This is a genomic window from Streptomyces natalensis ATCC 27448 (genome assembly GCF_000935125.1).
Lineage (GTDB): Bacteria > Actinomycetota > Actinomycetes > Streptomycetales > Streptomycetaceae > Streptomyces > Streptomyces natalensis.
Genome location: NZ_JRKI01000029.1, coordinates 815,538 through 830,085, shown reverse-complemented (window position 1 = coordinate 830,085; position 14,548 = coordinate 815,538). Strand labels below are relative to the sequence as shown.

General features: G+C 73.7%; 14 protein-coding genes. 6 read left to right on the top strand and 8 right to left on the bottom strand.

Annotation, left to right across the window (positions count from 1 at the left end; translation table 11 throughout):
• Window positions 1-31 precede the first annotated feature (31 nt).
• The 3 genes from SNA_RS23120 (at window position 32) to SNA_RS23110 (ending at window position 3,665) form a co-directional block, all read left to right on the top strand.
• Entirely contained in the window at window positions 32-427 is a 396-nt protein-coding gene (locus SNA_RS23120) for a TOBE domain-containing protein (protein ID WP_030067305.1), read from the top strand.
• Between the two features lie 231 nt (window positions 428-658).
• Window positions 659-1,456 (top strand): molybdate ABC transporter substrate-binding protein, encoded by a 798-nt coding sequence (gene modA / locus SNA_RS23115; protein ID WP_030067304.1) that lies wholly within the window; start codon window positions 659-661, stop codon window positions 1,454-1,456.
• A gap of 172 nt (window positions 1,457-1,628) precedes the next feature.
• Window positions 1,629-3,665, top strand: coding sequence for an ABC transporter permease (locus SNA_RS23110; protein WP_044366476.1), 2,037 nt, complete (start codon window positions 1,629-1,631; stop codon window positions 3,663-3,665).
• Window positions 3,666-3,782: 117 nt separating this feature from the next.
• Here the strand turns inward: SNA_RS23110 and SNA_RS23105 are convergent, their stop codons facing one another.
• The 4 genes from SNA_RS23105 to SNA_RS23090 form a co-directional block, all read right to left on the bottom strand.
• Complete coding sequence (locus SNA_RS23105) at window positions 3,783-4,229, bottom strand: nitroreductase family deazaflavin-dependent oxidoreductase (RefSeq protein ID WP_030067300.1); 447 nt, start codon at window positions 4,227-4,229, stop codon at window positions 3,783-3,785.
• Window positions 4,230-4,398: 169 nt separating this feature from the next.
• A complete protein-coding gene (locus SNA_RS23100) occupies window positions 4,399-5,859 on the bottom strand; it encodes a SulP family inorganic anion transporter (RefSeq protein ID WP_044366474.1) in 1,461 nt (486 codons plus the stop codon).
• A 17-nt stretch (window positions 5,860-5,876) separates the two neighbouring features.
• Entirely contained in the window at window positions 5,877-6,479 is a 603-nt protein-coding gene (locus SNA_RS23095; protein WP_044366471.1) for a carbonic anhydrase, read from the bottom strand.
• Between the two features lie 83 nt (window positions 6,480-6,562).
• Entirely contained in the window at window positions 6,563-7,036 is a 474-nt protein-coding gene (locus SNA_RS23090) for a hypothetical protein (RefSeq protein WP_030067297.1), read from the bottom strand.
• Window positions 7,037-7,416: 380 nt separating this feature from the next.
• Here SNA_RS23090 and SNA_RS23085 point away from each other — a divergent pair, with 380 nt between their 5' ends.
• A complete protein-coding gene (locus SNA_RS23085; RefSeq protein ID WP_044366468.1) occupies window positions 7,417-9,114 on the top strand; it encodes an enoyl-CoA hydratase-related protein in 1,698 nt (565 codons plus the stop codon).
• Window positions 9,115-9,229: 115 nt separating this feature from the next.
• Here the strand turns inward: SNA_RS23085 and SNA_RS23080 are convergent, their stop codons facing one another.
• Together SNA_RS23080 and SNA_RS23075 are read right to left on the bottom strand one after the other, a co-directional pair.
• The gene (locus tag SNA_RS23080) at window positions 9,230-9,742 is read right to left on the bottom strand and encodes a winged helix-turn-helix domain-containing protein (protein ID WP_420823499.1); all 513 of its coding nucleotides are present in this window, start codon (window positions 9,740-9,742) and stop codon (window positions 9,230-9,232) included.
• Between the two features lie 598 nt (window positions 9,743-10,340).
• Window positions 10,341-10,874: a CGNR zinc finger domain-containing protein gene (locus tag SNA_RS23075; RefSeq protein WP_030067292.1), complete on the bottom strand. Its 534-nt coding sequence runs from the start codon at window positions 10,872-10,874 to the stop codon at window positions 10,341-10,343.
• A 26-nt stretch (window positions 10,875-10,900) separates the two neighbouring features.
• On the opposite strand from SNA_RS23075, the gene SNA_RS23070 reads away from it, so the two are divergent.
• On the top strand, window positions 10,901-12,322 hold the full coding sequence (locus tag SNA_RS23070; RefSeq protein ID WP_044366466.1) for an MFS transporter: 1,422 nt from the start codon (window positions 10,901-10,903) through the stop codon (window positions 12,320-12,322).
• Window positions 12,323-12,370: 48 nt separating this feature from the next.
• On the top strand, window positions 12,371-13,375 hold the full coding sequence (locus tag SNA_RS23065; RefSeq protein ID WP_044366464.1) for an alpha/beta hydrolase: 1,005 nt from the start codon (window positions 12,371-12,373) through the stop codon (window positions 13,373-13,375).
• Window positions 13,376-13,450: 75 nt separating this feature from the next.
• Here SNA_RS23065 and SNA_RS23060 read toward each other — a convergent pair whose 3' ends face one another.
• On the bottom strand, window positions 13,451-13,957 hold the full coding sequence (locus SNA_RS23060) for a DinB family protein (protein WP_030067289.1): 507 nt from the start codon (window positions 13,955-13,957) through the stop codon (window positions 13,451-13,453).
• A 107-nt stretch (window positions 13,958-14,064) separates the two neighbouring features.
• Window positions 14,065-14,256 (bottom strand): hypothetical protein, encoded by a 192-nt coding sequence (locus tag SNA_RS23055; protein WP_030067288.1) that lies wholly within the window; start codon window positions 14,254-14,256, stop codon window positions 14,065-14,067.
• Between the last annotated feature and the right edge of the window lie 292 nt (window positions 14,257-14,548).

Below are 14,548 nucleotides of genomic sequence, written 5' to 3'. Positions count from 1 at the left end.
ATGCCAGCCAATGCTGCCTATCTTGTCGCACATGCAGTCCTACACAATCGGCCAGGCGGCGCGATTGCTGGGCGTCAGCCCGGACACCGCCCGGCGCTGGGCGGATGCCGGCAAGGTCGCCACCCATCGCGACGACAGCGGGCGCCGCCTGATCGACGGCCGGGATCTGGCCGCGTTCTCCATCGAGGTCGCCCAGAACGGCACCGGTGACGACGACGCCTCCTACACCTCGGCCCGTAACGCCTTCCCGGGCATCGTCACCGCCGTCAAGCTCGGCGATGTGGCCGCCCAGGTCGAAATCCAGGCCGGGCCGCACCGGCTGGTGTCCCTGCTGACCCGGGAAGCGGTCGAGGAGCTGGGGCTGGAGGTCGGCATGCAGGCCACCGCCCGCGTGAAGTCCACCAGCGTGCACATCGACCGCACCTGAACCGCGACGGCCCGCTCCCGCGGCGCCGCGCACGGGCCGCCCCCGTACGCCCCGCCCGGACCGCGTTGCCTCACGCACCCGGATCGCGTTGACACCAGCGCACCACCCGAACCGCACCCACCGTCCCCACCGGTCGGCTGCCTCACCGCAGCGGCGTCGCCCGTCCACGGCGCGGCTGGTCACCATCCGCTCGGGCGGCGTTCGCCGCCCGCGTCACAAGGAGTCCCGCCCATGTCCCGAGTCGTCACCCGGCGCCGTACCGCCGCCGCTCTCGTCACCGCCGCCCTCCTCGTCCCGCTCGCCGCCTGCGGCAACGACACCGGGAAGAAGGACGGCGCGGGGAAGTCGGGCGGCAGTGTCCCGAAGGCCGACCTCACCGTGCTGGCCGCCTCGTCGCTGACCGATGTCTTCAACAAGGCCAAGGCGGTCTACGAGAAGGAACACCCCGGCACCAAGGTCACGTTCTCCTTCGCCGGCTCGCAGGAACTGGCCGCCCAGGTCCGGGAGGGCACCCCCGCCGACGCCCTGGTCACCGCCGACACCAAGACCATGGACGGGCTGAAGGCGGACGCCGCCGATCCGACCGTCATCGCCAAGAACCGCCTGGTCATCGCCACCGGCCATGGCAACCCCAAGAAGATCACGGGCCTGAAGAACCTCACCGACAGCAAGCTGAAGGTCGTCCTGGCCGCCCCCGAGGTGCCCGTCGGCCGCTACAGCAAGAAGGTCCTGGACGCCCAGAAGCTCAACGTCAAGCCGGTCTCTCAGGAGGCCAACGTCCGTGCCGTGCTCAGCAAGGTGGAGCTCGGCGAGGCCGACGCCGGCATCGTCTACAAGACCGACGCCCAGACCGCGCCGAACAAGATCGACGCCGTCGACATCCCCGACGCGCAGAACGCCGTCGCCTCCTACCCGGCCGCGACGCTGAAGTACTCCGAGCACGCCAAGGCCGCGGCCGCGTTCGTGAAGTGGCTCAGCAGCCCCGAGGCGCAGAAGATCCTGCGGGACGCGGGCTTCATGAAGCCGTAACGGTCCCGCGGCGCCGCAGGGGTCCGTCCGGCTCGGGGGAGCGGACGGCCCCCTGCGGCGCCCTCGCCGTACGCGGCCCGGCCCCGCCCGGCCGGGTACGGTTCGGCCGCCCCCGCCCGACCCTTCCCGCCGCGACCCCTGGACCCGCGATGACACCCCCACCGGACCCGCGATGACCCGTCCGCGCACGCTGCCCCGGCCGAAGGCGGCACCCCGGACGGCCCGGCCCCGCACCCCCGGCACCCGCGCCCCCCTCGCGCTGGGCGTGCCCGCGCTGCTGGCCATCGCGTTCCTGCTGATGCCGCTGTGCGGCATCCTCGCCCGCACCACCTGGGGCGACATCGGCGACCATCTGACGAGCCCCGGCGTCACCGAAGCGCTCCGGCTCTCGCTGCTGGTCTCCTTCTGGGCGCTGGGCCTCTCGCTCCTCCTGGGGGTGCCGCTGGCCTGGCTGCTGGCGCGGGTCAGCTTCCCGGGCAAGGCGCTGGTGCGTTCGCTGGTCCTGCTGCCGATGGTGCTGCCGCCGACCGTCGGCGGCGTCGCCCTCCTCATGGGCTTCGGCCGCCGCGGGCTGCTCGGCCCCTGGCTGGAGGACGCCTTCGGCCTCACCCTGCCCTTCCACACCTCCGGCGCCGTGGTCGCGGCCACCTTCGTCTCGATGCCGTTCCTGGTCATCAGCCTGGAGGGCACCCTGGCCGGTCTGCGCCCCCGTTACGAGGAGACGGCGGCCTCCCTCGGCGCCTCCCCGGTACGGGTCTTCTGCACCGTCACCCTCCCCCTGGTCGCCCCCGGCCTGGCCGCCGGCGCCGCGCTGACCTGGGCCCGCGCGCTCGGCGAATTCGGCGCCACCATCACCTTCGCCGGCAACCTGCCCGGCACCACCCAGACCCTCCCGCTCGAGGTCTATCTGCTGCTCCAGGACTCCCCGGAGGTCGCCACCTCGGTCTCCCTGCTGTTGCTGGTCATCGCGATGGCCGTCCTGGTGGCGCTGCGCGGCCGCTGGACCGGCAGCACGGCCGACCGCGCGGCCCGCACCCGCTCCGTCCGCCTGGCCGACACCACCGGCGCCGATGCCCTCCCCGACGCAGACACCACCGGCCTCACCACCCCAGACGCCGCCCCGCAGTCCGCCCCCGCCCTGGCCGCCGACGCCGCACCCCCCGCCCCCGAGAGCCACTGGCCGCTGCGCGCCGAGGTCACCGGTTTCACCGAACTGACCCTGGACGCCGGACCGGGCACCACCCTGGCCGTCGTCGGCCCCAACGGCGCCGGCAAGACCACCCTGCTGCGCGCCCTCCTCGGCCTCACCCCGCGCGCCCACGCCGCCCTCCGCCTCGGGGACACCGACGTCAGCGCGCTGCCCCCGCACCGGCGCGGCGTCGCCTGGGTCCCGCAGGACGGCGCGCTCTTCCCGCATCTGAGCGCCCTGACCAACACCGCATACGGACTGCGTGCCCACGGCACGCCGCGCGCCGAGGCCCGCCGCACCGCCCAGCAGTGGCTCAACCGGCTCGGCGTCGGCCACCTCGCCCACCGCAAACCCGCCCAGCTCTCCGGCGGACAGGCCCAACGCGTCGCCCTGGCACGGGCGTTGGCCGCCCGCCCCCGGCTGCTGCTGCTCGACGAACCGCTCGCCGCCCTGGACCAGACCACCCGCGCCCATGTGCGGCACACCCTGCGCCGCCATCTCGCGGGCTTCGGCGGTGTCTGTCTGATCGTCACCCACGACCCCGTCGAAGCGGTCTCGCTGGCCGACCGGGTGCTCGTCCTCGACGGCGGCCGCGCCCTTCAGGACGCGCCGCCCGCCGAGGTGACCCGCCACCCCCGCTCGCCCTGGGTCGCCCGGATGCTGGGCCGCAACGCCTGGCCCGGCACCGCCACCGCCGACGGGCTCGGGCTCGACGGCGGCGGGCAGCTGATCGCCGCGGACCCCCTGCCCGACGGCACCCGGGCGCTGGCGATCATCGCCCCCGAGGCGGTCTCCGTCCACCTCGACCGGCCCGCGGGCAGCCCCCGTAACGTCTGGCCCGGCACCGTCCGCGAAATCACCTCCGCCGGCAGCCGGCTGCGCATCCTGGTGACCTCGCCCAAGGCCCCCGACCTGGTGGCCGAGGTGACCCCGCAGGCCGCGCTGGACCTCGGCCTGGCGGACGGCGCAGCCGTCTGGACCAGCGTCAAGGCGACCGAGGTCACGCTCGTCGGCCTGTAGCCGGACCTGCGGGCAGCCTTGTGGGCGGAGCGTGGACCCGTGGACCCGTGGACCCGTGGACCCGCGGATCCGTGGACCCGTGGACGGGCGGCCGCGGCGCCGTCCGGTGACCGCCCGTCAGTGCTCCGCGGCCGCGGGCTCCAGCACGATCACCGGGATCTGCCGCTCGGTCTTCTCCTGGTAGTCGGCGTAATCGGGGAACGCCTCGACCGCGCGGCCCCACCACAGGGCCTTCTCCTCCCCGGTGACCTCACGGGCCGTCATGTCCCGGCGCACCGGGCCGTCCTGGAGCTCGACCCGTGGATCGGCGAGCACATTGCGGTACCACAGAGGGTGCTCGGGAGCGCCGCCCACGGAGGCCACCACGGCGTAGGTGCCGTCGCGTTCGACCCGCATCAGCGGGCTCTTGCGGATCTTCCCGCTTCTGGCGCCCCGGGTCGTGAGGATCACCACCGGCAGGCCCCTTATCGTCGTCCCCTCCGTGCCGCCGGAGCTCTCGTACAGCGCGACCTGATCGCGCACCCACTGCGCCGGGCTCGCCGCGTACTCACCCTGAAGAGGCATACCGTCGTCCGTCCCCTCGTGACAGTCCTGACGTCCACTCGACCCACTCAACGACCGGCGCGCACGCAGCGTTCCCCCGCCGCGCCGCTGGGCCGCGCGGTTCACCCCGACGCACGGGCGGGCCGGGAGCCGTAGCCCCCGGCCCGCCCGTTCCGGCGCCGAGTCCGGTTCAGGACACCGGTTCCGCCGTCCGCTCGCGGCTGCGGCGGTGCGCCTCGGCCCAGTTCGTCAGTGCCGTGCCGCAGGCATGGTCGAGATGGCGCAGACCGCTGAGATCGAGGGCGACCTCGCGGCCTTGGGGGAGCGCGTCGAGCTGGTCGAGGAGCTTGGGCAGCCGCAGGAAGGTGGCGTTGCCCACCGCGCGTACCCGCACCGGCCCGTCGCCGTCCGGGGCGTCGATCTCCAGATGGACGTGGGAGGTCTCCCAGGCCGTCTTGGCCACGGCCATCAGCAGCCCGATGAGGACACCTTCGAACATGTTGACCGTGACGATGGCGACCGCGGTGGCCAGCAGCACGACCGCCTCGCCGCGGTGTTCGCGCCACAGCGGCCGCAGCTCGCGCAGCGGGATCAGCTTCCAGCCCGCGTGGACGAGGATGCCGGCCAGCGCGGCCACCGGCACGACGCCCAGCGCCGCGGGGAAGGCCGCGGCGAAGAGCAGCAGCCAGGCGCCGTGCAGCACCCGCGACGCCTTGGTCCGGGCGCCCGCCTGGACATTGGCGGCGCTGCGCACGATCACCGCGGTCATCGGCAGCGCGCCGAGCGCCCCGCAGACCGCGTTGCCCGCACCCTGGGCCATCAGCTCCTTGTCGTAGTCGGTGCGCGGCCCGGTGTGCAGCCGGTCGACCGCGGCCGCGCTGAACAGCGACTCCGCCGACGCGATCAGGGTGAACGCCAAAACCGTGCCCAGGACGCCGATATCGGCGAGCCGGCCCAGGTCGGCGAGGCCGGGCGGCTGGATCGCCGACAGCAGTCCGCTGACCCGCACCCGGGCCACCGGGAGGTCCAGCACCGCCACCGCGGTGGTGGCCAGGGCCACCGCGGCCAGCGGGGCCGGCAGGATCCGCGCGGCGGGCCGCCAGCGGGGCCACAGCACCAGGACGGCGATGGTGGCGGCACCGATGGCCAACGCGGTCAGCGCGGGCCCGGACCCCGCGGTGGTGGTGACCAGGCCGGGCAGCCCGCCGAGGTTGGCCAGGCCCCCGCCCGGGGCCTTGGCGTCCGTGAGGGCGTAGACCTGTCCGGCGATCAGGACCAGGCCGATGCCGGCGAGCATGCCCTGGACCACGGCGACCGAGATGGCCCGGAACCACCGGCCGAGCCGGAGCGCGCCCATGGCCAGCTGGAGCACACCGGCCGCCAGCACCAGTGCGCCCAGCGCCCCGAGGCCGTATTCCTTGACGGCTTCGAAGACCAGCACGGTCAGTCCGGCGGCCGGGCCGCTGACCTGGAGGCTGCTGCCGGGCAGCAGTCCGGTGAGCAGCCCGCCGACGATCCCGGTGACCAGCCCCAGTTCGGCCGGTACGCCGGAGGCGACCGCCACCCCGACACACAGCGGGACGGCGACCAGGAAGACGACGAGGGAGGCGGCGAAGTCCGCCCGGAAGACGGCGAGTCGTGCGTTCTTCATGAGGTACGCACCCGCCTTCACAGGGGGAGGAACAGGTCGGAGGCCGGCTGGTGTGCGGCCACCAGCCCGGTGTGCACCTCGTAGAACCAGCCGTGCAGCGTCACCTCGCCGGCGGCCAGCCGCTCCTGCACACACGGGTAGCGGCGCAACCGGCCCAGCTGTTCGCGCACATGCTGCTGGACCGCGGCGGCCACCGTCGGCTCCTCGTCCTTCGGCAGCGCGTCGGACAGCTGCCGGTCGAGCCATTCCCGTACGGCCGGGACGCCGGTCAGATCCTCGCCGCGGATCTTCGCGCCGACCGCGCCGCAGTGCGAATGACCGCAGACGACGACGTCGGCGACACCCAGGACCCGCAGGGCGTACTCGATGGTGGCGGCCTCCGCGCTCGGCGCGGTGCCTTCCCGGTACTCGGGGACGGCGTTGCCCGCCGTACGGAGTTCGAAGAGCTCACCGGGCCGCGCGCCGGTGATCAGGGACGGCACGACCCGGGAGTCGGAACAGGTGATGAACAGGGCGAGCGGGGACTGCCCGGCGGCGAGCCGGCCATAGGACTCCCGCTCCTCCCGCCGCTCGGCGATCCGGGCCGTGCGGCCGCGGGCATGCTGGATGAAGGTCTCCACGAGGAGGTCTCCTGCTGTGAGGCCACCGTGGGGTGGCGCGAATATGCGGTGCGCGAGCGGTGGCGACGGCCACCGGGCACCGCTCAGCAGCGGAATACGCAGTGCAGTACGGGGAGTTCGAGCGGTCCGGCCGAGGCGGCGGCCCGCGCCGTTCTGCCGTCCGGCACCGGTCCGGTCACGACGGCGGGCGCGGAGGTCGGATCGGTACGGCAGGGGGGAAGCGGCCGCCCGCTGTGCTGCGGGACGCCGACCGCGGTCCGCGCGGCGCGCCACGGCCCGCCGCGCTCGTCCTCCATGCCGTCGCAGTCCCCGCCGGTGTCCGCGTCGGAGTCGGCGACCGGTGCCGCCTTGGCGGACTCGGCGCCCATGGCGGCCGGCGGCGCGGGGGCGGCCAGGGCGGGTGCGGTGGCCGCACCGGCCAGGATGAAGGCGAGTGCGGCGACGAAGGCGGCGAGGGGCACACGGCTCATCCGCCGCAGGCGCCGCAGGCGGCGAAGGACGAGAGCGAGCACACCGGTGGTGCCGGTGGCGCCGGGTATGCCGGTTCCGTTCCCCATGGTTCCCCCCGTGCCTGTCCTGTGTCCTGTGTCCCGAGTCCGCCGGACGTCCCCACCCTGCACCCGCCAGGTTTCCTCAGTGAAAACAGGAAATGACGGGATGTTTCCGTTCATAGCCACCACGGGGGCTTTGCGCTGGTGGGGGCACGCCTCCCGAGGATTCGAAAGTAAAAGAATCGCCAAGTCGATGTCAATCAAGAGTAACGTTCCGCCAGGGGAAGTTCATTGCTCCGTCATGGAATCTGTCCTGGTATCCGCCCATTGCGCCGCCCGGCGGCCACCGATCGGATGACCCGCACCGCGGGTCCGGTGCCCCGCCCCGGCTTCTGCGCAACGATCACGGCCGACGGCTCATCGGTACCAGTTCAGGGGAGTCTGCCGTGCGCATCCTGCTCATCGCCGGCGCGTTCAACAGCCTCACACAGCGCGTCCATGCCGAACTCGGCGACGCCGGGCACCAGGTGTCCGTGGAGCTGGTCACCCGCCGCACACCGCTCCTTGCGACCGTACGCAGCCACGCCCCGGACCTGGTCATCGCGCCGATGCTCACCACGGCCGTGCCGCGGGAGGTGTGGTCCGCCTACACCTGCCTGATCGTGCATCCCGGCCCCGTGGGCGACCGTGGGCCGTCCTCCGTGGACTGGGCGGTGCACCTGGGCGCGGACCGCTGGGGCGTCACCGTGCTCCAGGCCAACGACGAGATGGACGCGGGCGATGTGTGGGCCGCCGCGGACTGTCCCGTCCCCGAGGTCGGCAAGAGCGACCTCTACCGCGGGGAGATCGCCGATGCGGCGATGGCGGCGGTCCACACCGCCGTCGCGCGCTTCGCCTCCGGCACCTACCGCCCGCGGCCCCAGCACTCCCTCCCCGCCGCCGAACGGCCCGGCCGGGCCCGGCCGCCGCTGCGTCAGGGCGAGCGCCGGATCGACTGGCGCAGCGCCCCGGCCGCGACGGTCCTGCGCACCCTGCGCGCCGCCGACTCCCGGCCCGGCGTCCGCGATGAACTCCTCGGCGCGACCTGGTTCCTGCACGGCGGCCACCCCGAGGACACCCTGAAGGGCGAGCCGGGCGACATCCTCGCCACCCGGTGCGGGGCGATCTGCCGGGCGACCGTCGACGGCGCGGTGTGGATCCCCGAACTGCGCCCGCCGCGCACCCCGGGCGGGCCCGGTACCGTCAAACTGCCCGCGACCCTGGCGCTGGGCGACCGGCTGCCGTCCGTACCCGAGATCCCCGCGCCGCTGGAGGCGGACGACGGCACCGCCGCGGGACGCACCTGGGCCGATATCCGCTACCACGAGGACGGCCCGGTCGGCTTTCTGCGCTTCTCCTTCCCCGGCGGCGCGATGTCCACCGACCACTGTGGCCGGCTGCTGGCCGCCTACCGCCACGCCTGCTCCCGGCCGACGTCCGTGCTGGTCCTCGGCGGCCGCCGGGACTTCTTCTCCAACGGCATCCACCTCAACGTCATCGAGGCCGCCGCCGACCCCGCCGAGGAGTCCTGGGCCAACATCAACGCCATGGACGACCTCGTCCACGCCGTGCTGACCACCACCGACCGGCTGGTGGTCGCGGCGCTGGGCGGCAACGCGGCGGCGGGCGGGACGATGCTGGCGCTGGCGGCCGACGAGGTCTGGTGCCGCTCGGGCGTGGTGCTCAATCCGCACTACCGGCTGATGGGGCTGTACGGATCCGAGTACTGGACCTACACCCTGCCCGGCCGCGTGGGCCCGGAGGCGGCCGCGGAGCTGATGGAGCGGGCGCTGCCGGTCACGGCCGCCGCAGCTCAGCGGTGCGGGCTGGCGGACCGGATCGTCGACTGCGCCCCGCAGGACTTCACCGCACCGACCGCTCGCCTCGCCGCCCGGCTGGCCGCGTCGGCCGCCTGCCAGCCGCGGATCGCCGCCAAGAAGGCCACCCGGGAACGGGATGAGGCGCGGCGGCCGCTCGCCGCCTACCGGGCGGACGAACTGGCCCGGATGCACGCCCAGTTCTTCGGCCCGGACCAGCCGTACCACGCCCTGCGGCGCGCCTTCGTCCGCAAGGAGCCCGGGCCGGCGCGGCCGGCGGCCGGATGACCTCGTGCCCCGGCCCCCGCACCGGCGTACGGGGGGCGCCGGTGTGGGGGCGTACAGGGCCGAAGAACGACCGTGCCGGGTGCGGGAACCGGCCGGGTGAGGGATGCGGGACGGTTCAGGGGGTCGGCAGGTATTTGTAGCCGATGCCGAAGACGGTGCTGATGCAGTCGCGGCAGCCCGGTCCCAGTCGGCGGCGCAGGCGGGCGATGTGGACGTCAACGGTGCGGGCGCTGGAGCGGCAGGTGGGCCACAGGGCGTCCATCAGCTGCTGCCGGGTGAAGGCGCGCTGGGGGTGCAGTACCAGGTGGGCGAGCAGGTCGAATTCCAGCCGTGGCAGATCGAGTTGACGTCCCTCGATGTATACGGTGCGGGCCGCGGTATCGATCCGTATCGGGTCCGGGGCCGGCTCCGGGGGCGGCGGCGTCTTCGCCGTGGTGGGGCGCAGTGGCTCCCCGCAGGGCGGGGCCAGGATGATGTGCACCTCGTCCGGCAGCCGGTGGACCGACACCGGTTCGAGGTCGTGCAGGGTCAGCTGCCACTTGCCGTCGGGAAGCCGGTCGACCGCCAGCGGAGGCCCGTCGTCGGGGGCGGCGTCGGCCGGCAGGCCGAACTCCGACTCTGGTCGCAAGACAAGGGTCGTCGAGGAGTTCATAAACATGATCTGGGCCCATTCCTCTTGCAAAGCAGGCGTGTACGGACAGAGACATGGCGGTGCTCGACGTTCGGTGTGCAACGGCACTACGGGACGAGCGCGGCGCGCCCCCGGTGCGGTCGGCGGGGCTTTTCGCTCCGTTCGTACCGGAAGCGTGCACGCCCAGTCCCGTGGCCCGGCCGTGACATGGTGCAAAGCCGCGGCTCAGGTTCAGTCGAACGCTACATGTGATCGCATGCTTCCGGAAAGTAGCGTCCGCTAATCGCAGTTGGTCTTTGGACGTTTTCCCGCTGACCTGGCGCAGCGTCAGATACTCGCCGGTTGGCCTGAGCAGGCGACGGCTCACTGTACGGAGGGTGGCGGCGCCGCCAACGCCGCAGGAACGTGCCGGGAATGTGTCCGGAGCGGGTCCGGCGTGCAGGGAAAGCGGCGATCGCGGGGGCCGAGGGTGGCCGAAACGGTGCGGTGCCGCGCCGTGTGTGGGTAGTCGAGCGGAGTGCGGGGTGGCTGGAAGTCGCCGTCGAATTGGCCGACATTTACGAATAGTTGACGGATGAACGGGGCGGAAAACCCGTCATGATCGGCTCATCGTCGCCCTCTTGGCGCGATGCCGGCGCACCGCATCGCGATTGGCGCAGGCGGGGGAGCAGTACCGCTGCCGCCCGGCGCGGCTGAAGTCGGCATAGGCCCGGCGGCAGTCGGCGAGCGCACAGCGGCCCAGCCGGTGCATGCCCAGAGAGGTCAGATGCAGTGCGGTGCCGACGGCGGCCACCGCGCACAGCACGCCGGCCGGGGTCCGGTGATCGTCGCGATAGTGGATGTGCCAGATGCCGCCCCCGTGGTCGGTCAGCCGGGGATGCTCGGCGAACTCCGCGAGCAGCTCGTTGAGCAGGGCCGCCCGGCGGGCGTCCGTGGCGGCGTCCACCACCTTTGCCCAGCGCGTCAGGAACGCCAGCACCTCGGTCAGATCCGTGTCCGTCACGGGGTCCTCCAGGAGCATGCCGCCCGCCCGGCAGCGTTCGGCCAGCTCCCCGGCGCAGGTCGGAGGCGTGTTCGTGAGGTCGATCACAAAGCGGACGAGATCGCGCCCGTAAGGGTTCAGCTGCATAAGAGCATTACAGCAGGGTGAGCCGTATGAACTCACCCCTGCCCGACCGGAATTCGGCCGGCCGCGGCACGTGGCTGCCCCTCGTCGCCACCTGCCTCGGCACCTTCCTCCTGCTCGTTTACGCCACGATCGTGACGGTGGCGCTGCCGCGCATCGCCGGCGACCTCCACGCGGACTTCGGCGCCCTGCAATGGATCGTCGACGTCTACACCCTCGCCCTGGCCGGACTGCTGCTCGGCATGGGATCGCTCGGCGACACCCTCGGCCGCAAACGGCTCTACCTCCTCGGTCTCGCCGTCTTCACCCTGGCCACCCTCGCCTGCGGAGCGGCCCCCGACGCCCCGCTGCTGATCGCCGCCCGCGCCGTCCAGGGGATCGCCGGCGCCGCGATGTTCGCCACCCTGCTGCCGCTGATCGGCCTCACCTACAGCGGCCGGGACCGGGCCCGCGCCTTCGCCGTCTGGGGCGCGGTCGCGGGGGCCGCCGCGGGCGTCGGCAATGTCGCGGGCGGGATGCTCACCCAGTTCCTGTCCTGGCGCTGGCTCTTCCACGGCGCGGTCCCGCTGTGCCTGGCGACCCTGCTGCTGTCCTGGAAGGTGCTGGCCGCCGACGCCCGTACCCCGGCCCGCATCGACTGGCCGGGGATCGCCGCCTTCACCCTGGCCGCGACCGGCGTCACCTTCGGCTTCGTCCGCGGCGGCGAGCGGGGCTGGGGCGATCCCGTCACGCTCCTGGGCTTCGCGGTGGGCGCCGCGGCGCTGCTCGTCTTCGTCCTCGTCGAACGGGCCTCGGCGCACCCCATGCTCCCCCTCGCCCTGTTCCGCACCCGCGCCTTCAACGGACTGCTGATCGCCTCCGGCACCTACTATCCGGCCGCCTTCGGTTTCCTGCCGGTGCTCTCGCTCCGGCTCCAGCACCACGACGGACTCGGCGCGTTCGCCACCTCGCTCGTCCTGACCGCCCAGCCGCTGGCCTTCTTCGTCACCTCCGCGCTGGCCGGCAGCGCACTGCACCGGGTCCCCGCGCGGTGGGCCATCGCAGGCGGCTGCCTCCTGGTGGGCATCGGCGATCTGACCCTGCTCGCCGCGCAAACCGGCTCGTCCTGGCCGGTGTTACTCCCCGGCCTCGTCCTCACCGGCGCCGGCGCGGGGCTGGTCTCGCCCGTACTGCCGGCCACGGCCATGGCCGCGGCGCCCTCGGCCCACAGCGGTGTCGCCGCCGCGGCAGCCAACGGCGCCCGCCAACTCGGCCTCGCCCTCGGCATCGCCCTCCTGGGCACCGCCTACGCCGCCGCCGGCCTGTCCGCGGTCTTCCTGCTGGCGGGCGCCCTCGCGCTGCTCGGCGCGCTGCTGACCGTCCTGCTCGGCCGCCCCCCTCGCCCGGCGGAGCCTCTCCGCCCCGTGATGCGGCACGGGGCGCCCATGGCGGGGCAGGATGTCCGTGGTTGACGACGGGGATTCCGTACGCGACCCAGGCACCGGACCCGAGGAGAACAGATGACCGAAACCCGGCACGCCCAGGAACGGCCCACCCCCATCGGCCCGCCGCCGCCGTTCGACCCCGAACTGGCTCTCGCCCTGGAGGCCATAGGCCAGGACATGTCGCCCTCCATCCGGCCCGAGATGATCCCCGACCTGCGCAACTCGCCCATGAGAGCGGTGCCTTCGGACGAGCTGCTCTCCCTCGACGGCGCCTTCGAGGTGGAGCACCGCACCGTCCCGGGGCCGCAGGGCGAGCCGGAGGTCCCGCTGGTGATCCTGCGTCCGGTGGGGGCGAAGGCGCCGACGCCCGCCCTCTACGCGATCCACGGCGGCGGCATGATCGTCGGGGATCACCGCAGCGGCGCCCTGGGCTTCGCGGAGGTCGCGCGGCAGCTGGGCGCGGCCCTGGTCTCGGTCGGATACCGGCTCGCCCCGGAGAATCCGCACCCGGCACCGGTGGAGGACTGCTACGCCGGTCTGCTCTGGACCGCCGGGCACGCCGCCGACCTCGGTGTCGACCCCGGCCGTATCGTCGTCGCGGGCGTCAGCGCCGGTGGCGGACTCGCCGCGGCCGTGGCCCTGATGGCCCGCGACCGCAGCGGCCCCGAGCTCGCCGGGCAGCTGCTGCTGTGCCCCATGCTCGACGACCGCAACGACACCCCCTCCAGCCACCAGATGGCGGGCCTCGGCGTCTGGGACCGTACGGCCAACGACACCGGCTGGACGGCACTGCTCGGAGCGGCGCGCGGCGGCCCGGACGTCTCGCCCTACGCCGCGCCCGCCCGCGCCGAGGACCTGTCCGGGCTGCCGCCGGCGTTCATCGACGTCGGCTCGGCCGAGACCTTCCGGGACGAGGACATCGCCTACGCCTCGCGTCTGTGGCAGGCCGGCGGCAGGGCCGAACTCCACGTCTGGCCGGGCGGTTTCCACGGCTTCACGGGCATGGCCCCGAAGTCCGCGCTCTCCCGGGAAGCGGCGGTCGCGCCGCTGAACTGGCTGCGCCGGCTCCTGGCGCACTGACCCGGCGGCACCGCGCCTGCCCCCGCCCCCGCCCCCGCCGGGACGGGGGCAGGTGCCCGCCCCGGAGCGCGTTCCTCAGACCCCCACCACCCCGTCGATCCCCTCGCGCAGGAAGTCCGCATGGCCGTTGTGCCGGGCGTACTCGTGGATCACGTGGAGCATCACCGTCCGCAGCGAGACATGCTCACCCCACCGCGGCTGATACCCCGTCACCTCCAGGGACTCCGCGGCCCGTTCGATGCGCCGGGCGTGCTCGATCTCGGTCCGCCAGGCGTCGAACGCCTCTTCGGGGTCGGCCGCGGCCGCGTCGTACGCCACCTGGAAGTCGCCCTCCGGCGACCACACCAGCCCGATGTCCTCCGCGGCGATCACCCGCCGGAACCACGTGCGTTCCACTTCCGCCATATGCCGCACCAGCCCCAGCAGCGAGAGCCCGGACGGCGGCATCGAGCGGCGCCGCAGCTGTCCGGCGTCCAGGCCGTCGGTCTTCAGGGCGAGCGTCGCCCGGTGGAAGTCGAGGCTCGCCCGGAGCGACTCGCGTTCCCCCGCGCGCAGCGGCGGGCCCGTACGTTCGATGGTCATCGCCACACACTAGCCGCGCCGCACGGCCCGTACGCGGCCGACGGCGAACCCGGCTCCCACGCAGCGCTCAGCCGCGCGAGGTCCGGGTTTCCGTGATCATCGGGACGTCACGGCAGATACCGCTCGATGGCGGCCGGTCCCTTCTCGTCGATGAGCCGCTGGGCCCACTTCAGGCTCTCGGGCGTCGGCTCCCGCCCGGAAGCCTTGACCAGGTCCTCCGCATCGAAGGGCCGCTCGCCACCCGTGTACAGCTCCACCGGCCGCGGCGCGGCCGACTTCTGGCTCCCGTTGCTCGTCACAGGTCCTCCTTGTCCCGCGCCCGCCGAATCCCAGGGCGGCCGCTTGCCTCCATCATCGGCCCACCCGCCGACACCCGCACGGCGTACCGCCGGCGCATGCCCACGGGCCGTAGGGCCTGTGTCGGAAGTCCCTCCCCCAGACTTCGTCCGGGAGGTGCCCCCTGCCCCGCGGCGCCCGGCACGCACGCTCGCGGCGTTGTCGGGATCACCCCGATACGCCCAGTATCGGGGCGACCCTCCGCCTTGCGATCGCACGCACCGGACACCGCGGGGCCCGCCCTTCGGGCGGACG